The organism is Streptomyces sp. SP17BM10, from assembly GCF_036322405.1.
Classification (GTDB): Bacteria; Actinomycetota; Actinomycetes; order Streptomycetales; family Streptomycetaceae; genus Kitasatospora.
Window position 1 is genome coordinate 182128 of record NZ_JAQYXB010000576.1, and the last position, 20614, is coordinate 202741.

At 75.1% G+C, this 20614-nt stretch carries 11 protein-coding genes; all 11 read right to left on the bottom strand.

The window, feature by feature from the left end:
• Positions 1 to 40: 40 nt before the first annotated feature.
• The 11 genes from PUR71_RS16995 to PUR71_RS17045 all read right to left on the bottom strand — a co-directional run bounded on the left by PUR71_RS16995 (position 41) and on the right by PUR71_RS17045 (position 20560).
• A complete protein-coding gene (locus PUR71_RS16995; protein ID WP_329927837.1) occupies positions 41 to 1825 on the bottom strand; it encodes an ABC transporter ATP-binding protein in 1785 nt (594 codons plus the stop codon).
• The gene (locus PUR71_RS17000) at positions 1822 to 3744 is read right to left on the bottom strand and encodes an ABC transporter ATP-binding protein (protein WP_329927838.1); all 1923 of its coding nucleotides are present in this window, start codon (positions 3742 to 3744) and stop codon (positions 1822 to 1824) included. The genes PUR71_RS16995 and PUR71_RS17000 overlap by 4 nt, the downstream gene beginning before the upstream one ends.
• Positions 3745 to 3946: 202 nt before the next feature.
• Complete coding sequence (locus PUR71_RS17005; protein WP_329927839.1) at positions 3947 to 4921, bottom strand: NADP-dependent oxidoreductase; 975 nt, start codon at positions 4919 to 4921, stop codon at positions 3947 to 3949.
• A gap of 40 nt (positions 4922 to 4961) precedes the next feature.
• On the bottom strand, positions 4962 to 6320 hold the full coding sequence (locus PUR71_RS17010; RefSeq protein ID WP_329927840.1) for a hypothetical protein: 1359 nt from the start codon (positions 6318 to 6320) through the stop codon (positions 4962 to 4964).
• 55 nt (positions 6321 to 6375) lie between these two features.
• On the bottom strand, positions 6376 to 6774 hold the full coding sequence (locus PUR71_RS17015; protein ID WP_329927841.1) for a VOC family protein: 399 nt from the start codon (positions 6772 to 6774) through the stop codon (positions 6376 to 6378).
• Between the two features lie 111 nt (positions 6775 to 6885).
• Positions 6886 to 9201 carry a lantibiotic dehydratase gene (locus PUR71_RS17020; RefSeq protein ID WP_329927842.1) on the bottom strand — a complete coding sequence of 772 codons (2316 nt, stop codon included), beginning with the start codon at positions 9199 to 9201 and terminating at the stop codon, positions 6886 to 6888.
• Positions 9198 to 13418, bottom strand: coding sequence for a type I polyketide synthase (locus PUR71_RS17025; protein WP_329927843.1), 4221 nt, complete (start codon positions 13416 to 13418; stop codon positions 9198 to 9200). Before PUR71_RS17025 ends, PUR71_RS17020 begins: the two co-directional genes overlap by 4 nt.
• The gene (locus PUR71_RS17030) at positions 13418 to 18322 is read right to left on the bottom strand and encodes a non-ribosomal peptide synthetase (RefSeq protein ID WP_329927844.1); all 4905 of its coding nucleotides are present in this window, start codon (positions 18320 to 18322) and stop codon (positions 13418 to 13420) included. Before PUR71_RS17030 ends, PUR71_RS17025 begins: the two co-directional genes overlap by 1 nt.
• Positions 18323 to 18470: 148 nt before the next feature.
• On the bottom strand, positions 18471 to 19301 hold the full coding sequence (locus PUR71_RS17035) for a phytanoyl-CoA dioxygenase family protein (protein ID WP_329927845.1): 831 nt from the start codon (positions 19299 to 19301) through the stop codon (positions 18471 to 18473).
• A gap of 106 nt (positions 19302 to 19407) precedes the next feature.
• Complete coding sequence (locus tag PUR71_RS17040) at positions 19408 to 19743, bottom strand: YciI family protein (RefSeq protein WP_329927846.1); 336 nt, start codon at positions 19741 to 19743, stop codon at positions 19408 to 19410.
• A 145-nt stretch (positions 19744 to 19888) separates the two neighbouring features.
• Positions 19889 to 20560 (bottom strand): cyclase family protein, encoded by a 672-nt coding sequence (locus PUR71_RS17045; protein WP_329927847.1) that lies wholly within the window; start codon positions 20558 to 20560, stop codon positions 19889 to 19891.
• Between the last annotated feature and the right edge of the window lie 54 nt (positions 20561 to 20614).

Sequence of the window (20614 nt, forward strand, 5' to 3'; positions counted from 1 at the left end):
TGGGAGAGGTCGCCAGGCGCGCCGACTCGTTCGCGATCGGCTACTTGTAGGCGAGCGCCTGGAGTTCGAAGAGTTCCGCGTACAGGCCGTCGGCCTTCATGAGGGAGGCGTGGTCGCCGGTCTCGACGACGCGGCCGTCGCGGACGACGACGATCAGGTCCGCCATGCGCACGGTGGAGAAGCGGTGCGAGACGAGGAGCGTGATCGCGCCGGTGGACGCGCCGAGGGTGCGGGCCTGGGTCGCGTAGCGCTCGAAGAGGTGGTGCTCGGCCTCGGGGTCGAGCGCGGAGGTGGGTTCGTCGAGGACCAGGAGCAGCGGGGCCTCGCGCATCAGGGCCCGGCCGAGGGCGAGCTTCTGCCACTGGCCGCCGGAGAGTTCGGCGCCCTCGGTCCAGCTGGTGCCGAGCTGGGTGTCCAGGCCGTCGGACAACTGGCCGACGACGTCGGTGGCGTGGGCCTTGTCGAGCGCCTCGCGGACGGCCGCGTCGTCGTCGAGCCGGGGCAGGTCGCCGACGCCGACCGTGTGGCGGGCGGGCAGCTCGAAGCGGACGAAGTCCTGGAAGCCGGCGGCGATCCGCTCGCGCCACTCCTCGGTGGGCAGTTCGCGCAGGTCGGTGCCGTCGAGCAGGATGCGGCCGCGGGTGGGGCGGTAGAGGCCGCACAGGAGCTTGACGAGGGTGCTCTTGCCGGCGCCGTTCTCGCCGATGACGGCGACGGTGGAGCCGGCCGGCAGGGCGAGCGAGACGCCGGTCAGCGCCGGGGCGTCGGTGCCGGGGTAGGCGAAGTCGACGTCGTCCAGCCGGATGCCGCGGGTGAAGCGCTCCGGGGGCGCCTGCCGCGCGGCGGGGGTGTCGGCGGGGGCGACGAGGTCGCGCATGGTGTCCATGCGGCGCAGCGTGCCGGTCATCCGCTGGAGGTCGCCGAGGAGGTTGACGGCCGCGGCGACCTGCCGGTTGACCTGGGTGGCGAGCGAGATGACGAGGACGACGTCGCCCACGCCGTGGCGCCCGGAGACGGCCTCGCGGATCACCAGGATCATGGCGCCCATGTAGGCGAGGCCGAAGACGCTCTGGCCGCCGGCGCGGACGGCGGCGGCGCGGGTGTTGGCGCGCCACAGGCCGCGGCTGGTGGTGTCCCACAGTTCGGCGTGGCGGCGGCGCAGTTCGCCGCTCATCCGGAAGACCCGCAGTTCGCCTGCGTAGCGGGCGTTGGCGGAGAGACGGAAGAGGTTGAGCGCGATGCGGGTGGGTTCGGCGGTGGCGGTCCTGGCGCGGTCGGTGACGGCCTCGGCCTTGCGGCCGGCGATCAGCGGCGGGACGGCGGCCAGCGGCAGCAGCAGGAGCAGCGGGTTGAGCCGGGCGAGCAGGACGGCGGTGAACACCACGGCGAGGATCAGCCCGAACAGGCTGAACAGGGCCTGGAAGGCGTTCGGGAAGCGCCGGCTCTCGGGCTGGAGGACGGTCACCAGGTCGGCGTAGTCGGAGCGTTCGTGGTGCTCGATGCCCTCGGAGCCGTTGGACAGGGTGATCAGGTCCTCGACGAAGTGCTGTTCGGCGAGTTCGGCGAGTTCGAAGTAGGCGACGTGGGCGAAGTTGCCGAAGGACAGCGTGACGACGGCGAGGACCGCGACGACGATCCCGTAGCCGCCCGCGGTGGCGCCGTGGCCCTCGACGACGGCGTCGGTCATGAGGCCGAGGAAGGCGGCGAGCAGGGGGGCGGCGACGGCGCCGGCCATCATCAGGACGGTCGCGGTGAGGGTCTTGCGCCAGTCGACCTTCCAGGCGATCGAGAGCAGCCGCCAGGTGCCGGACAGGGTCTCCTTCATCGTGTGCTCCCGGCTGCTTCGGTGCTCGCGGTCTCGTCGTCGCTGGTGGTGCCGTCGGCGTCGGTGAAGCGGTCCGCCTGGAGGCGGAAGAGGGCGGCGTAGCGGCCCTCGGCGGCGAGGAGCTCGTCGTGGCTGCCCTGCTCGGTGACCCGGCCGCCCTCCAGCACCACGATGTGGTCGGCCTGGCGGACGGTGGAGAAGCGGTGCGAGATCAGCAGCGTCGTGGCCCCGCGCGAGAGTTCGGTGAACTGCCGGAAGAACCCGGCCTCGGCGCGGACGTCCAGGCTCGCGGTGGGCTCGTCGAGGACGAGGACCGGCGAGCCGTGCCGCAGCGCGAACAGGGCGCGGGCGAGGGCGACGCGCTGCCACTGCCCGCCGGAGAGGTCGCCGCCGCCGTCGAGGTGGCGGGCGAGCGGGGTGTCGAGGCCGCGCGGCAGCCCGTCCAGGGCCTCGCGCAGGCCGACGGCGTCGATGACGGCCTCCACGCCGGCGCGGTCGTCGCGGTGGGCGACGGACCCGAAGGCGACGTTGTCGGCGGCGGAGACCTCGTACCGCGCGAAGTCCTGGAAGATGACGCCGAGTTTGGCGCGCCACGCCTCGACGGGGTAGCTGCGGATGTCGACGCCGTCCAGCCTGATGGTGCCGGACGTGGGCTCGTAGAGGCGGGCGAGGAGCTTGACGAGCGTCGTCTTGCCGGCGCCGTTGAGGCCGACGAGCGCGGTGCACCGCCCGACGGTGAGCGTGAGGTCCAGGCCGTCGAGGATCACGCGGTCCTCGCCGGGGTAGTGGAAGGAGACGTTCTCGAAGGTGATGGTGTGCGCCGGTTCCGGCACCGCGACGGCCGCGGCCTTAACGGGCTCCTCCGCGGCGAGGCGGCCCAGGAAGCTCTTGGTGGCGCCGTAGGCGTGCATGCCGACGGCCGTCGGCAGGTCCGACTCGCGGTAGAACTCGCCGAGGTTGAGCGCGCTGAGCGCCGCCGTGACGACCAGGGCGAAGTCGGTGAGGGTGAGGTCGGCGCCCGGACCGGCCGCGCCGCGCCCCACGAGCGCCATCACCGTCGCGGTCACCGCCATGCCCCAGGCGGTGAACCACACGAACGGCCACAGGTAGATGCGGCGCCGGGCCGCCCACAGCGGCACCAGCCACTCCCGGTAGGAGGAGCCCCAGAAGCCGCGCAGCCAGCCGTTCAGGCCGAAGACGCGGATCTCCTTGGCGGCGCCGGAGGAGATCGCGAGCTCGCGCAGGTAGTCGTTCTTCAGCTCGGCGCCGTCGAGTTCGAAGCGGACGTCGGCGTACTTGCGCAGCCCGCCGCGCAGCCCGTAGCGGAACAGCATCACGGCGACGACCAGCCCGGCCGCGGCCAGCCAGGAGAAGACGGCGCCCACCACCCCGGCGTAGCCCGCGAGTTGGGTGTAGCGGCCGATCAGCGCGAGCTGACCGGCGCAGGCCTGACCCGGGCTCTGCACCCAGGTCTCCAGCTCGCGCGCGGCGGTGCGCAGGTCCTCCACGACCTGCGGGTCCTCCAGCGGGCCCACGCTCGTCGTACCGGTCGCGGCGGCGATCACGTCGTCGATCACCTCGCCGTCGATCCGTCGGGCCACCAGCTCGCCGACCGACTCGCGCACCGGCGCCACGACCTGTTGTCCGATGAACGCCGCCGCCGCCACGAAGAACGCGCCGAGCAGCGAGTCCCACGCGGGCGAGTCCAGGCCGCCGGCCATCGCCGCGGGCACCTTGCCCAGCACCACCGCCGTCGCGACGACGAACACCACCGGCAGCGCGCCCAGCAGCACATTGACGAGCACGTCGAGGGCGATCAGCCCGGCGCCCGCGCGGCGGGTCAGCGCCGAGATCTCCAGCCGCTCGCGCACCAGGCGGGCCGCCGTGCTCCGAGCGCCCGCCGACTGCGGGGCGCTCACCGCGCACGCTCCCGGGCGCCGCGTTCCAGAACCTTCGCCATCGCTCCTCCGTGTCTCCGGTGGGGTGTCTCGGCCGTCGCGCGGGAGCGTTCCGGTCACGCCGCCACCGCTGCCACTGCCGCCACTGCGACGAACCGGGCCCCGCCGGATGGACACCCGCGCCGATCGGGGAGTGCCGCTCCGGTGGGGCCCGCCCGTGCCGTCAGAGGCGGAGCACGACCTTCCCGACGTACGCGCCGTGCATCAGGTTGACGGCGGCGCTCACGCCGTTCTCCAGGCCGTCCACGATCGTCTCGGCGACGACGATCTCCCCCGAGCGCACCCACTTCGGGAACCGCTCGTCGAAGACCGGGAACAGCTCGGGGTGGTCGAAGGTGTAGTAGCCGAGGAGTTCGAGCCGCTTGCCGATGACGGCCATCATGTTGCGCGGGCCCTCCGAGGAACCGGTGCGGATCTCCTCGTTGCGCCCGCCCATGACGATCCGCCCGCGCGGGCGCATCGCGTCGATCGCCGCCTCCAGGTGGGCGCCGCCGACGTTGTCGTAGTACACGTCCAGCTCCGGCAGCCGAGGCCGCACGCCCTCGTGGTAGTCGAAGGCCTCGTCGAAGCCGAGGCTCTCCCTGAGGTAGCGGACCTTCTGCGGCGTGCCCGCCGAGCCGATCACCCGGGTCGCCCCCCGCAGCCGGGCCAGCTGGCCCGCCATGCTGCCCACCGCGCCGGCCGCGCTGGACACGAAGAACGTGTCGCCCGGCCGGATCTGCGCCACCTCGGTGCCGACGTAGGCCGTCAGCCCGAAGCACAGGTGGTGGGTGAGCGAGGGGTAGGCGTCCGGGTCGACCCGGCGGAACTCGCCGGCCTCCGCGACCGCGTAGTCGCGGAAGCCGAACCGGTGCCAGACGATGTCCCCGGGGCTCAGCCGTTCGTCGGCGGTCTCGACGACCTCGCCGATCGCGTCGCTCCACATCGGCGCCCCGACCGCGAAGTCGGGGATGTCGAGCTCGCTCAGGTCGTTCATCCGCAGGACCAGCCCGGGATCGACCGACATGAACAGGTTGCGGACGAGCACCTGGCCGGGTCCCGGTTCCGGGACCGGGACCTCCACCACCCTGGTGTCCCCCGCCTGCGGGAACCGGCCCGCGGGCCGGGACACCAGGTGCACCTCACGACCGAGCCTCACGAGAACCTCCCCCTGTACGGCGGGCGACCCGCCCGCGGTCTCACGCTCTGCCCGGCCCGTACGCGGAGTCGGCGGCGGCCGTCAGGCCGTCCGCGGCCGTCCGCGCGTCGATCCCCTCCTTGATCCCGGCGACGATCGCCTGCGCCTGCGCGGCCGTCGGCGCCGCCGCGATGACCGCGACGATCGGGTCCGGCCAGGGCAGCGCCCGAACGCTCGTCGGGTACGCCTTCACCCCGTCCGCCCACAGCTTCTCGAAGACCGGCCGGATGTGGTCCTCGTACGTCGTGCCCTCCGCGACCTGCAGCATGAAGTGCGCGGAGAGCGTCAGCTCCTTCTCCGCGCCCCACATCCGCAGCAGGCCGCCCGCGTGCAGCGAGCCGCTGCGCCGCGCGTTGATCTCGGTGATGTACAGCCGGTCGTCGGAGCCGGCGACGCAGTCGATGCACATCCAGCCGCGGTAGCCCAGCTTGTGCGCGGCCGCGCCGACCTCGTGCGCGGCCTGGGTGAGCCGCTCGCCCCACTCCGGCGGCAGCGCGCCGACGCCGACGTCCACGCTGCGGAAGGAGTAGCCGTGCTCGACGGTCAGCGCGCACCACACGACGTCCTCGACGCCGTCCTCGCCGATCAGGATGTCCGCGGCCGGGCAACCGACGCCCTCGGCGTGTTCCTGGAAGCGCTGGATCAGGATCGGGAACGCGAAGAACGAGTCCCGGGCCGCGTTGTCCAGGAACTCCTCGACGGCGCCGGGCGCGTCGCGGACCACGCCGGAGCCGTCGCCGGCCACGCCGAACAGCGTGCGGGCGATCACCGTGCCGTACCGGGCCGTCATCGCCTTGAGGCCGCCGCGCAGCTCGACCCAGTTGCCCGCGACCATGCCCGGGGCGACGTTGATGCCGGGCAGCTCGCGGGCCAGGTCCAGCGGACTGATCTTGGAGTCCAGGTAGAGGCTCGCCCAGTAGGCGTCCTCGTCGACGTGGTCCAGCTCCACCGCCTTGCCCCAGCCGCGCACCAGCGCCGCCAGCAGGTACGTCCCGTCGGTCGGGCCGACGATCTGGAGCCTCACCACCTCGTACGGATCCAGCAGTTCGCGCAGCCGCGCCTGCGCGTCGCCGTCCTTCAGGAAGTCCTCCACCAGCAGCCCGGTGCGCCGGGCCGGCGACACCACCGGCACCGGGTCCAGGCCCAGCGTCCGGTGGATGTCGTCGAACCACTGCCGGCTCCAGCCGAGGGGGAGCACCAGGACCCGGGGGGCGGTGCTCCAGAAGACCGAGTGCTCGCACTCGTACGTGCCGCTGAACCGCACCACCCGCTCGCGCTCCTCACCGGTGAGGTTCAGGGCGGGGTTGCGCAGGTGGTACTCGGCACTGTTGGGGACGATGAGCTCGACGACTTTCGACATCTACGGGGTCCTCTCTCAGAAGTCGGCTGCTGGAGACCGGCGTCGGGCGGGCCGGTCAGGGCTGGGTCAGCTCCTGGGCGATCTCCCAGACGTTCCCGGCGGGGTCGGCGAAGGTCGCCGTGCGCCGGCCCCACGGCTGGTCCACCGGGCCGTTGAGCAGCTCCACGCCGTGCTCGGCCAGCTCGGCGCAGACGGCCTCGGCGTCGGCGACGTTGATCGTGAGCAGCGCGCGGGCGCCGGTCTCCGGGCCGCCGACCGGGGCGGGCGCGACCAGGCCGTGCGCCTCGCCGACCTCCAGCAGGTTGATCATCAGGTTGCGCATCTTCAGGACGGCGGACTCGCCGTCCTCGTAGACCACCTCCAGGCCGAAGACGTCGAGGTAGAACTTCTTCGTGGCGGGGAGGTCCTCCACGAAGAGGGTGATGACCTCGATCTCGTTCAGGGCCTTGATCATGTGGTGCTCCTCAGGTCTCTCGTGTCGCTCGTGCGTGGTGCGGGTGCCCGTCCGCTCCCGGCGGGCCACCCCCACGACGAACGCGGGCGGCCCGGATGGACACCCCGCCGGCTACAGATCGCGGGCGGCCCCGTCGACGGCGAGGATGCGGAACTCCGAGGTGTACCGCGCCCCCTGCGCGTCCCGGAGCCACAGCCCGTCCGCGTCCGGCAGCATCTCGGTCAGCGTGACGGAGCCGTTCTCCTCCTCCACGGACCGGCGCACCGCCTTGGCCAGGATGTTGACCAGCACCAGGCTGGTGAAGTCGACGAACGCGGGCTTGTCCTCCACCGGGACCTTGTAGAACGCCCGCTCGGGCAGGCCCTGTTCGAGCCGCCAGCGGCGGGCGGCCCGGAAGCGCTCCGGCTCGGACTTCACCGCGGCCCAGGCGAGTTCGCCCGCCGGGAAGCTCCACGACTCCCGGGCCACCACCATGCGGTCGACGGTGATGCGCGGGTTGTGGCGGGCCTTGGCCACCGGCTTGAACGCGTTGATCGCCGCCGCCGCGAGCGGCTCGCCCACCACGTGCGCCAACGGGGCCGCGAACGAGCCGGCGCGCGAGCGCACGACCAGCCGCTCGCCCTCCCGGCGCACGAACAGCGCGGCGGCCGGCATGATCGGGCCCGGCGGCGTCACCGCCTCGGGGTGCATCGTCCAGTACGTGTACTCGGGCGACAGCAGCGCCGACGGCGGCGACACCCGCGAACTCACGCCCGGCACGTCCCGGTTCATGATCCCGTAGATCCGGCTGCCGCGCATGTCCGCCTCGGCCGCCGCCAGCATCGCCGGCGGGTCGTCGTGCTGCTCGACGAAGACCCGGCTCTCCATGGTGTTGAACGACAGGTGCAGTTCGCCGAGCACGAGCAGGAACTCCCCGCGCCCGACCGCCTCCTCGTCCGCGGCGGCGAGCATGAAGTCCGGCGAGTGGTGCACCGCCGTCGGCCACGGCAGCGGACGCGCGGGGAACAGCTCGGCCACCCGAGCGGCGATGTCCTCGCTGCGCAGCTCGACGCGCTCGGCGTCCGGCGGCAGCCGCAGCACGTCCGCCCAGCGGCGCTGGAACTCGTCGACGGCGCGGCGGGCCGGCTTGGACAGTCCGCGGATGTTGAAGTACAGCTGCGGCGTCGCCAGGCTCAGGATCGCCGCCAGCGGCACCTCCGGGTCGCCGTTCTGGGCGACCCGGCGCTCGTAGATGTCGGTGAGGTAGCGGTCGAACTCCTGGCCCACCTCGGCGACCAGCCACCGAGCGCTGTCCAGCAGCAGTGCCAGCGGCCCGGCGAGGGCGTCGCGCAGCACCGGGCCGAGGTCGACCCGCACGTCGCGGACGGTGTCCTCGTAGACGAGCGTCCGCCCGGCGTACGTCTGGCCCGCGCGGCGCTCGCCGGCCACGCCGGTGATCTCCTCGAAGCACGTGCCGAGGCCGGCCATCGCGGCCTCCAGCGCGACGTCGTCGCCCGCCGCGGCCGCGACCGCGTCCCGGGCGGCGGTGAACCGCGCCACGACGCCGAGCGCGTGCGCCCGGGCCGCCGGGTCGGCGATCCGCTCCAGGCGGGCGACCAGCGAGCGCTCGGGGTACGCCTCGATCGTGCCGACGACGTCGTGCCGGATCAGCCGGCGGGCGACGAGGTCCTCGACGACGGCCAGGAGCGCGGCCGGATCGCCGAGTTCGGGGAACTCGGACCACGCCAGCTCGTCCGCGAGCTCGGGCAGCGGGCGGACTCCGTCGACGAGCGAAAGCAACTCCGCTTCGGCGGCCGTGAGTTGTACGGGCGGGCGGCCGGGAGCGAGCAGCGTCGAGCCGGCGAGGTGGTGCGCGGCGAACCGGCGCGGCGCCAGCCACGGGCGCACGCGAGGGTCGTCCGAAAGGGCCTTGGCGACGGCGTCGACCGCCCAGATCTCGAAGTACACCGTGCGCCGGGCGAGGAAGTCCGGCCCGACGCGTGACGCGAGCGGCGCGCCGTCGTCCGTCCACCGGGCCCAGCCGACCGGGCCGACGAAGCCGATGGTGTCGTTCTTCAGCGCGTACCGCTGGAGGTAACCCGCCACCGCCAGCTCGTGGTTGCGCCCCCGGACGTTGCGCGGCTCGCCGGCCGCGAGCTTGTCCAGGCACAGCTTGAGCAGCTTCGGGTTCTGCCAGGCGACGGCCTCCCGGAAGCGCGGCGTCGTCGACGCCCCGCGCACGGCGGCGGACAGCCGCGCGGTGGCCCGCTCGTACTCGGCGCGGTAGGCGTCCGCGTCGTCGGCGTCCGCGGCAGCCGCGAGCGCGGGGTCGGTGAGCGGGCGCACGGTGTCGGCCGGGAAGCCGGTGCTGCGCAGGACGACATCGCGCCACACGGACCAGCCGGTGGCTCTCAGTGGGACGAGGTGCTGCCCGTCGGACCCGGTCATGCCGCCTGCTTCCGTTCGATCTGGGCCGCGAGGGCGTCCAGGGTGGGGTAGTCGAAGAGGGCGGCGATGCCGAGGTCCACGCCGAACTCGTCGTGGATGTGGGAGACCAGCTCGACCGCGGTGAGGGAGTTGCCGCCGATGTCGAAGAAGTCCGCGCCGTCGGCGATCTCGGGCCAGCCCAGCAGGCCCGTCCACAGCTCGCGCAGGCGGGTGGTCGTGGTGTCCCGCTCGGACTGGACGGCCGTGGTGGGCGCCGCTTCGGCCTCGGCCTGCGGCTCATCGGTGAGCTGACGTATCGTCACGTGCGTCGGTGTGTGCGACTGCAGCAGCTCCAGGAGGAGTGCCGGGTCGGCGGGGAGGGGCGTGGAGACGACGAGCGTACGGGCTGCCGGCGGGGCGCTGGTGGCCGCGAGGGCGGTGAGGACGGCGTCGGCGGCGTCGGGGCGGCTCCGCGTGACGGTCGCGAACAGGTCGAGCGCCGGACGGCCGACGAAGGCGCGGGTGAGGGCCGCGAGGCCGAACGCCCGCGGCCCGAAGGCGTCGCCCTCGGCCGCGTCGGCGGCCGGGCCGGCCAGGTGCAGGACGACGTGGACGGGGCCGTGGCGGTCGGTGATGTCGTCGAGGAGGGCGGTGAGCGCCGCGTGGTCGGTGACGTCGCACGCGGCGGACTCGACGGTGGCGCCCAGGGACTCCAGTTCGGCCACCAGGTCGGGCCGTTCGGCCGCCTTGAGGCCGGCGAGCACGAGCGTCGGGTGCAGTCCGGTCGCGGCCAGCCCGCGGGCCACCCGGGCGCCGAGGCGGCCGGTGCCGCCGGTGATCAGGTAGGTGCCGGCGGGCCGGAGGGCGGGGCCCTCCGGCGGGGTCACGGCGAGCGGGTGTTCGGTGGGGACCCAGCGGCGGGTGCCGCGGAGTGCCACCACGCCCTCCCCGCCTGAGCGGAGCTCGGCGGCTAGGACGCGGTCGGGGACGGAACCGCCCAGGTCGATCAGGCGGACCCCGGCCTGTCCGCCATCGCCGGTGAGCGGGACGAGCGGGGTGAGCGCGGTGAGCGCCGCGTGGCCCGGGCGCAGCCGGTCGTGCCCGCTGACGTCCACCGCGTGCTCGGTGAGGACGACGAGTTCGGGTGCCCCGGCCTCGGCGGCCTGGCGCAGCAGTTCGGTGGCGGCGGTGTGCCCGGCCGCCAACTGCTCGGCCAGGTCGGCGTCTTCGGGCCGTCCGAGGGTGCCGGCGTGGACCAGCAGGCCGGGCGTCACGCCGCGTTCGCGCAGGGTGCGGAAGGCGCGGGCGAGGTCCTGGGGTTCGCCCTCGCGGACGACGAAGCCGACCTCGCGGTCCTCGTACGCGTCGCCCGGTGTGAGCGGGACGACCCGCAACCCGGCCTCGCGCAGCGCCGAGGTGACCCGGTGGGCGGCCGTCTCGTCCGCGGGGAGGGCGGTGACGGCCGTGCGGGCGGCCGGCTCGGGGCGGTGCGCGGCTCGGGGCTGTTCGTGCCAACTGGGGAGCGTGAAGGGGGAGTCGACGGAAGTCGGCTGGGTTTCCTCCTCGAGCGCCACGTCGACCCAGTACCGCTGCCGTTCGTACGGGTACCCGGGCACGGGCGCGCGGCCCGCCTCGGACAGGTCCTCGACGGCCGTCCAGTCGATCGCGTGCCCCTCCGTCCAGACGGCGGCGACGGCGGTCAGTGCCGACTGCACGTCGGCGAGCGGTTCGGTCCTGCGCTGGGCGAGCGTCGGCAGCACCCGGTGGCGTGCGGGGTCCACGGCGGGGTGCTGGCGCAGGGCCGAGGTGAGCGCGCGGCCGGGGCCGCACTCGATCAGCAGCTGCCGCCCGTCGGTGCCCACGAGCGCGGCCACCGCGTCCGCGAACCGCACCGGACGCACCAACTGCCCCGCCCAGAAGGCCGGATCCGTGGCCTCGGCGTCGCTCACCAGCCCGCCGGTCGCGCAGGAGTACAGGTCGACGGCGGGTGCGGCGAACCGCAGCCCCCGCAGCGCCTCCTCGAAGGCCTTCGCGGCCGGGGCGGCGAGCGGCACGTGCGAGGCGCGGCTGAACGGGACCGGACGGACGTTCATCCCGGCGCCCCGCAGCTCCGCGCCCGCTCGCGCGACGGCGTCCGCGGGCCCGGCGACCACCACCATGCGCGGGCTGTTGACCACCGACACGTGCACGTCGGCCGGCAGCAGCGGCGCGACGTCCGCCTCCGCCGCCGCGACGGCGAGCATGGCGCCGGGCGGCGTGGCGGCGAGCGCCCGCGAGCGCGCGACGACGGCCCGCACGGCGTCCTCGGGGGTGAGCACCCCGGCGGCCGCGGCCGCCGCGAGTTCGCCGAGGCTGTGCCCCAGGACGGCGCCCGGCCGCACGCCCCACGCGTGCCAGGCCCGCGCCAGCGCATGCTCGACGGCGAACAGCAGCGGCTGGGCGACGTCCGGATCGGCGATCCGGCCGGCGTCGGCGTCCCGCCACAGGTCGCGCAGCGGCACGTCCTCGGCCTCGAAGAGGTCCAGGCAGGCGTCGAAGGCCCGGGCGTAGGCGGGGGAGCGCTCGTAGAGGTCGAGGGCCATGCCCGGGTGCTGGGTGCCCATGCCGGGGAACAGCAGCGCGATGCGGCTGCCGGCGGGTCCGGTGGCGGGACCGCTCGCCGCCGTCAGGAGGTCGGCCGCCTCGCGGGCGCCGGTGGCCACCACCGCGCCGCGGTACGGGTGCGTCGTGCGGCCCTGCTGGAGGGTGGCGACGCTCGCGGCGAAGTCCGGTCCCGCGGAGGCGAAGTGATCGGCGAGCCGGGTCCGGTAGCGCTCGGCGGCCGCGGGCGTGCGCGCCGACCAGACGACGATCCGCGGGCGCTCCGGCGCGGCGGGGGGCGCAGGGCGCGCCGGGGCCTCCTCCAGCACGACGTGCGCGTTGGTGCCGCCGACGCCGTACGTGTTGACGGCCGCCACCCGGGGCCGGTCCGCCCGGCGCTGCCACGGCACCGCGGCGGTCGGCAGCACGAACGGCGATTGCTCGATGGCGAGTTCGGGGTTGGCGGTGCGCAGGCCGAGGGTGCGCGGGATGCTCCCGTGCTCCAGCGTCAGCACGACCTTGATCAGCGAGGCGATCCCGGAGGCGTGGCCGAGGTGCCCGATGTTGCCCTTGACGGAGGTGAGGACCGTGGCGCCGCTGCCCGTGGCGCCGAGGTACCGGTAGGCGGCGGTGAGCGCGGCCACCTCGATCGGGTCGCCGAGGACGGTGCCCGAGGCGTGCGCCTCCACCAGGCCGACGTCGCCCGGCCCGACCCCGGCCGTCAGCATCGCCTCCGCGATCGCCGCCGACTGGCCGGAGACGCTCGGCGCGGCGAACCCGGCCTTGGCGGAGCCGTCGTTGTTGACGGCCGTGCCGCGGATCACGGCGCGGATGTGGTCCCGGTCGGCGATCGCGTCGGAGAGCCGCTTGACCGCGACCACTCCGGCGCCCGAGCCGAAGACCGTGCCGGTCGCCCCGGCGTCGAAGGGCCGGCAGTGCCCGTCGCGGCTGATCTTTCCGCCGGGCTCCCACCAGTAGCCGTGCTCCAGCGGCAGTTCGACCTCCGCGCCGCCGACGAGCGCCAGCTCGCACTCGCCCGCGCGCAGCGAGGCGGCGGCCAGGTGCAGGCCCACCAGCGGGCTCGCGCAGGCCGTCGCGATGCCGAGGCTCGGGCCGTTCAGGCCGAGCTTGTAGGAGACCAGCGGGGCGAGCGAGTCGGTCGAGTTCCAGGTGCTCAGCGAGAGGCCGACGCCGACGCCGTCGCCGCCGCTGCCGCCGTGGCCGGCGCGGCCCTCGCTGCGGCGCACCAGGTCGAGGTAGCGGCCGCGCCCGGCGGAGCCGAACACGCCGACGTCGGCGAGCTGTTCGGGGTCGTAGCCGGCGTCCTCCAGGGCGGCGTGGGCGCACTCCAGGAAGAGCCGGATCTGCGGGTCGCAGATGCGGGCCTCGCGGGGGGTGAGTCCGAAGAACCCGGCGTCGAAGCCGTCGATCTCGGGCACCGGCGCGACGGCCTTGACGTACTGCGGGTCGGCGAGCGCGCGGGCGGGCACCCCGGCCGCGGCGAGCTCCTCGTCGGTGGCGCGGCGGATGGAGCCGACGCCGTCGCGGAGGTTGGCCCAGAATGCGCCGAGGTCGAGGGCCCCGGGGAAGCGGGCGGCCATCCCGACGACGGCGATGGGTTCGTACCTGCTCTGGTCGGTCGTGCGCTGGTCGGTCATCAGTTCCCCTGGAGGTCGTGTCGGATGCGTCGGCGCAACTGCCGCCGCTGCTCGGCCGGTGGGGCCGACCGGGGCGCGGGGGGACCGTCCCGGAGCGGCGCGGCCGGAGCGCGGCCGGAGAGGAAGCGGGCCAGCGCGAGGAGGTTCGGGTGCTCGAACATCGCCGTCACCGGGAAGGCGGTGGCCAGCCGCTCGCCCAGCAGGGCGTGCAGGCGCACGACGGCCATCGAGTTGAGCCCGGCGTCGAAGAAGTTGTCGGCGGGCCGGAGGTCGATGCCGATGGCCTCCCGGACCAGGGCGGCCAGTCCGGCGGCGGCCCGGTCGTCCCCGCCGGGGCCGTCCGTGACCGGCGCCCCGGCGGTCTTGGCGGCGCGCTCGCGCGGGCCGTCGGCGAACAGGATCTCGGTGGGCACCGCGTAGCGCGGCAGGCGGCGGCGCAGGTGCGAGCGGAGGTCGGCCGGGTCCGGGGCGGCGGCGCCGGGCGCGGTGCGGACGGTGAGCGACAGCAGGTGGCCGGCGGCGGTCGCGGTCAGGGCGGCGACGGCGTGCCGGACGGCGGGGTGGTCGAGGGCGGCGCGTTCGACCTGTTCGGGGTCGAGTCGGTAGCCGTCGACGGACAGCTGGCGGTCGAGCCGGCCGTGCAGCACGATCGCGCCGGACGGGTGGCGGCGGCCGCGGTCGCCGGTGCGGTAGGTGCCGGCGGCGGGGTCGAAGCGGTCGCCCCTGCCGGTGCCGTCGAGGTAGCCCGCGGCGAGGTGCGGGGAGCGGACGACGACCTCCCCGGTGTGACCGACCGGGGCGGGCGCGCCGTCGGGTCGCAGGACGAGGAGCTCGGCGGCTCCCGCGCCGGTGCCGACCGGCAGTTCGGCCGTGTCCGGCAGCCCGGCGGGCGGCTCCTGGCCGGCGTCGATCCGCCAGACGGAGGCGAGTTGGGGCGTCTCGGTGGCGCCGTAGGCGTTCACGACGGTGGCTTCCGTGACGGCGCGCAGCGCGCGGACCATGCCCGCGGTGAGCGGCGCGCCGCCGCTGACGACCAGGCGCAGGTGCGGCAGGCGGCCGGTGCCGGGGTGGCCTGAGTCGGACCGGCCGGACAGCAGGAGTTCGAGGAGGGCCGGGGTGGCGTGCAGGACGGTGACGCGCTCGTCGTCCAGCAGCGCGAACAGCCGGTCGGGGGCGGTGAAGACGGACTCGGGCGGAACGACGACGGTGCCGCCCGCGAGCAGGGGCGCCAGGAGGTCGCGCAGCAGCGGGTCGTGGCCGATGGTGCCCAGCAGGGCGATCCGGTCCGCCGGGCCGAGGCCGAAGGCACGCAGGTACCAGTCGAGCGTCCCGGCGAGTGCGGCCGGGGGCACCGCGACGGCGGCCGGGCGGCCGGAGGTGCCGGACGTGAAGAGGACGTGGCTGGTGCCGGGAAGGTGGCGCGGTTCCCCGGCGCCGGGGCGGATGGCGCCGTCGGGGGTCAGGACGGCCTTGGGGCGCAGGAGGTCCTGGCGTTCGGCGAGCGCGGCGGCGGGCAGGTGGGCGTCCGTGACGGCGACGGCCGCGCCCGCCTGCCGGGCGCCGAGGAAGGCGGCGGCGAGGCCGGGGGAGCGGTCGGCGCGCAGTTCCAGGACGTCCCCGGGGGCGACGCCCGCGGCGGTGACGGCGGCGGCCACCTCGTCGCACCGGTGGAGCAACTCGGCGTAGGTCAGGTCGAGCTGGGGCGAGTGAAGGGCGACGGCGTCGGGGGCCCGGAGGGCGACCGCACGGATCCGCGCGAGGAGATCGGGCGGGTCCTGGTCGGACGCCTTCGGCGCAACGGGACGAGGGCCGTCGAACGGCGCGCGGTCCGCCGCGAACGCCGCCGCGACGCCGACCACCTGACGCAGCAGCTCGTCGACCACCGCATCCTCGAACAGGCCTGCCCGCCCCACGAGTTCGAGCCGAAGCCCGTCCTCCTGGTCGTGCCGGAGGTAGAAGTTGAGGTCGAACAGCGCGTAGGGCGGCGACGCGTCCACCCATCGCGCGGGCGCGTCGGCGAAGGCGGGGGCGGGCCCGATCCGGCTGAGGTCGTTGACCCACACCTGGAACAGCGGGTTGTCCCGGGGCGAGGGCGGCAGCCCCAGCCGGTGCACGACGGCCTGGAACGTCGGCGCGAGGTGGTCGAGCGCCTCCAGCGAGCGGTCGCGCACGTGGGCGAGCAGGTCGTCGCGCCCGGTCCGGCCCCCGACGTCGAGCCACAGCGGCACGGTGCTGAGCACGGGCCCGACGAGCTCCTGCTCCCCGGGGCCGAGCCGCCGGCTGACCGGCACGCCCACGGCGACGGACCGCTCGCCCGCCCACGCGGCGAGGACGGTCGCGACGCACGCGACGACGTACGTGGCCCGGGTGTGCCCGGTGCGGGCGAGGAGGGTGTCGACGGCGGCGGTGAGCTCCGGGCCGAGCGCGGCCACCGTGCGGCGGCCGTCGAGCGTGGGGCCGACCGGGCCGGTGAGGCGGAACGGCAGCGGCGTGTGCGCGGGGGCGTCGGGCAGGAGCGCCTCCCAGTACGCGAGGTCCTCGTGCCAGCGGTCCGAGCCGACGGCGGCGGCGCGCCGGTGGGCGAAGGCGGCGAAGGCGGGCGCGGGCGGCCACTGCGGCGCGAGGCCGCGGCTGCGGGCGGTGTAGGCGGTGGCGAGGTCCCTGGCGACGAGTTCGAGGGCGTGTTGGTCGGCCACCAGGTGGTGGAGGGAGAGCACGAGGAGGGCCTCGCCCTTGCCGCGCAGCAGGCCGACGGTGAGCAGCGGCGGGCGGTCCAGCGGGATGGCCGTCCGCGCGATCCCGGCGACGAAGGCGCGCTCCGCCGGCTCGTCGAGCGGGTCGGCGCTCTCCCGGACGCTGAGCCGCGGTTCGGCGTGGGGCGCGTACGTCCACCGGGGGACGCCGTCGGTGACGTCGACGGACGCGCGCAGGAGGTCGTGGCGCCCGAGCACGTCCCGGGCGGCGGCGCGGAGGGTGGCGTCGTCGACGGCGACGGGGATCCTCAGCGTGCCGACGACGTTGTTGCCGGAGTCGTCGGCCAGGGCTCGGTTGAGGAGCCACAGCGGCTCCTGCACGGGGGTGAGCGGGCTGTGGTCGGCGGGGCCCTCGGCGGCCTGCGGGCGCTCGCTGCGGGGCGCGGTGGCCACGGCCTTCCGGAGGTCGGCCAGTGTGAGGCCGTCGCGCAGGAACAGCGGCAACGGCAGTTCGACGCCGCGCAGTTCGGCGATCCGGGCGATCAGTGCGAGGGCGGTGAGGGAGTGTCCGCCGAGGCTCGGGAAGCCGAGGTCCTCGCGCCGCTGGTCGGCCGGGACGGGGAGCGACTCCCACCAGAGGGCGGAGAGTTCGTCCGACTCCTCGACGGTCGCCGCCGGCTCCCACCACTGCTCGGTCTCCTCGGCGATGCGCCGGCGGTCGGCCTTGCCGGACGCGGTGAGGGGCAGCCGGTCGACCCAGCGCAGGGCGTGCGGCACGAAGGCCCGGGGCAGCCGCTCGGCGACGTGGGAGAGGATCTCGTGGTCCGCGTCCGCGCGGCCCTCGGCGCGCACGGCCACGGCGACGAGCTCCGCGGCGAGGCCGTCCGGGGGCCGGAGGGCGACGACGGTGGCGGCGGCGACCGCGGGGTGAGCGGTGAGCGCGGCCTCGACCTCGGCCGGTTCGATCCGGACGCCGCGGATCTTGAGCTGCGCGTCGATCCGGCCGAGGTAGCGCACCCGGCCGTCCTCCAGCGACGCCAAGTCCCCCGTGCGGTACCAGCGTTGGCCGTCGACGACGGGGAACGCCGCCTCCGTCAGGTCGGGCCGGCCCACGTAGCCGAGCGCCACCTGGACGCCGCCGATCCACAGCTCGCCCGGCTCGCCGTCCTGGACGGGGGAACCGTCCGTCCCGGCGATCCGCAGGTCGACGTTGTCGATCGGCGCCCCGATGAACACGTCCCCGTCCGGGGCGAGCCCGCGTGGCACCGGCCAGTGGGTGACGTCTATCGCGGCCTCGGTCGGCCCGTACAGGTTGTGCAGGTCGGCGCCCGACCACTGCGCGAACCGCGCGGCGAGCGCGGGCGCCAGCGCCTCGCCGCTGCAGAACACCAGCCTCAGCGACGGGAGTTCGACGGGCGCCAGGCGCAGCTGGGCCTCCAGCATCGTCGGCACGAAGTGGCAGACGGTGATGCGCTCGTCGGCCAGGGCGCGGGCGAGGAGGTGGGGGTCGTAGTGGGCGTCGGCCGGCGGGAAGACGCAGCGGGCGCCCGTGATCACGGGCAGGAAGAACTCCCAGCCGGCGACGTCGAAGGTGCTCGGCGTCTTCTGGAGGACGCGGTCGCGCCCGTCGAGGCCGAATCGCCCCGCCATCCACAACAGGCGGTTGGCGAGGGCGGCGGCGCCGACCAGGACGGCCTTCGGGGTGCCCGTCGAGCCCGAGGTGAACAGCGCGTAGACCGGGTCCTCGGGCCCGCACTCGCGCAGCGGCGCGTATCCGGCGGGCGCCGTGCGCGGCACGGTGACGGCCGGCACCCCGCCCGGGGCGAGGCTCTCGTGCCCGGACGCCACGACCGTGCACAGCGGCCGGACGGCGCCGGTCATGGCCGCGACCCGCGCGGCGGGCTCGTCGGCCGCGACCGGCACGTAGTGGCAGCCGGCCTTGAGCACCCCGAGCAGCGCGACCAGCAGGTCGGCCTGCCGGGGCATCCGCACGGCCACCGGCCCCCGGCGCCCGCCGGTGGCGCCCAGCACGGCGGCCGCGCACGCGTCGCTGAGGAGGTCCAGCTCGGCGTAGGTGAGGGTCCGCCCGGGATCGGAGCAGGCGACGGCGTCCGGAGTGCGCGTCCGCTGGTCGCGGACCAGCCCCGGGACCCCGTACGGCGCCCGGTGGGGCACCCGCGGTCCGCGGAGCACCGAGGCCCCGCCGCTCATGCGCCCACCTCACTGCGCTCGGCGGCCGCTCGGCGAAACGCGCACCCGTCGACGATTCGCTCGCTGCGCCCGCTCAAGCCGTCACCCGCTCGGCCGCGTCCCGCATGGTTCCCCCAACTGCGCCGTGAGTCGATGTGCTGATGGTCCGTCAGATCGGCTGGAGTGCGACCGGCTCCGGTTCGGCGAGGAAGTCCGGCCGCAGGCCGGTGACCTCGGGACGGTTGGCGACGCTGTTGTAGACGAACATCAGCATCGAGCGGCGGAACGGCGAGATGTTCGCCGCCGAGCAGTGCAGGATGTTCGGGTGGAACACCAGCACCGACCCGGCCGGCCCCTTGGGGCTCACCAGTCCGTTGGCGCGGGCGAGTTCCTCGATGACGCCGTGGCGCACCCGGAACTTCTCGTCGGCGGTGAGCGTCGCCACCCAGGCCGGCGCGTCCTCGTAGCCGAGCGGCATGCCGTCGGCGTCGATGCTGGCGAGCAGCCCGGCCGTGTGCGAGCCGGGGACGAAGGTGAGCGGGCCGTTGAACTCCGTCACCTCGTCCAGGAACACGGCGACGTTGACCAGGTCGGGGCGCCGGATGCCGTCGCCGGTGAGCCAGTAGACGTAGTCCTGGTGCCACTCCCACTGGTCGCCGGCGAACGGCGCCTTGATGTTCACCTTCGACTGGTGCACGTACACGTCGTCGTCGAGCAGGCCGCGGACGGCGCCGAGCAGCGCCGGGCGGCGGGTGAGCGCGGCGATCGCCGGGTTCGTGCGGTGCAGCCCGTAGACCGAGCGGACGGTCCGCCCGTCGCGCTCCAGGACCCGCCCGGGGTCGTCGGCGGCGAGGATCGACGGGAGCTCGTCGAGCGCCACGTCGAGCAGGTCCCCGGCCAGCGAGCCGGGCGGCAGGAGCACGTAGCCGTCCCGGTGGTAGCGCGCGACGAGTTCGGGGGCGAGCGGTGCGGCGGCCGTGCCGGCCGTGTCGTGCGTCATGGCTCAGGCCTTTCTCGTTCGGTTCGGGTGCGTGCCGCGGCCGTGCCGCCGCCGGTCCGGTCCGTGCCGGACGGTGCGGCGGCCGCCGGGCCGGACGCTGCGGCGGCTACCAGACCGGGCGGACGTCGATGGTGCCGAAACGGGCCACCGGGTGCTTGCCGGCCACCTCGATCGCCTCGTCCAGGTCGGCGCACTCGATGACGTCGTAGCCGGCGATCCGGCCCTCGGCGTCGGCGAACGGGCCGTCGTCGACGACGACCTCGCCGCCGCGCACGCGCACCGAGGTGGCGTCCCCGGCCGGGCGCAGCCGGTTGCCGTCCAGCCGCACGCCGCGCCCGTCCATCTCGGTCACCCAGTCGGCGGTACCGACCGCCATGCCCGCGTCGTCCTCGGGGGTGACCTCGGCGTCCTGGTCGGCGCAGATCAGCAGCAGGTACTTCATGGTCCGTCTCCTCGCTCGGGGTCGTCCGCCGCCGCCGGTGTCCGTCGGCGCCGCGGGGTGCGGGACCCGCTGTCGGATCCCTCCGGGAACCCGACGAACGGGCCGGCGGCGGATGGACAATCCGAGGGCGGACAACCCGCGGGTGTCAGTCGAGGACGGCGTACGCGCGGATCGGGAAGCTGCCCATGCCGACCACCGGGGGCGGGGCGGCGTGGAGGCGGAAGCCGCTCGCCGGCAGCCGGTCCAGGCCGCCGAGGTGCTCGACGATCGGGATCCGGGCGCCGAGCAGGCGGGTGTGGGCGGGGCGGTCGAGGTCGGCCATGTCGTCGATGTTGACCGAGTCGATGCCGACCAGCGCGGCGCCCTCGGCGATCAGCCACTGCACGGCGTCGACGGTGAGGAAGGGGTGTTCGGGGTCGCCGTACTTGTCCGTCCCCCAGTGCCGGTCCCAGCCGGTGCGCACCAGCACGGCCCGCCCGGCGACCTCGTGGCGCTCCAGTGCCTCGGGGCCGACGGCCCGGCCGGCGCCGGTGGCGTCGACCAGGACGCCCGGGACGTCGGCGAGCAGCGCGAGGTCCAGGCCGGCGAGGTCGGCGCCGTCCGGGTAGCGGTGGAACGGGGTGTCCAGGTAGGTGCCGGTGTTGGCGACCATCTCGATGCGCCCGATCTGGAACTCGGTGCCGGGGGTGTAGCGGGGCCGGGAGTCGGCGCGGGACATGTGGTCGGAGATGACCGGCCCGGGCAGGCCGGGGTAGGTGGTCATGCCGGCTTCGATCGGGTGGGAGAGGTCGATGACCGTGCGTCGGGTCACACTCATGCGCCCACCTCGCTTCGCTCGGCAGGGGCATTCGCCCACGCGCACCTCTCATCG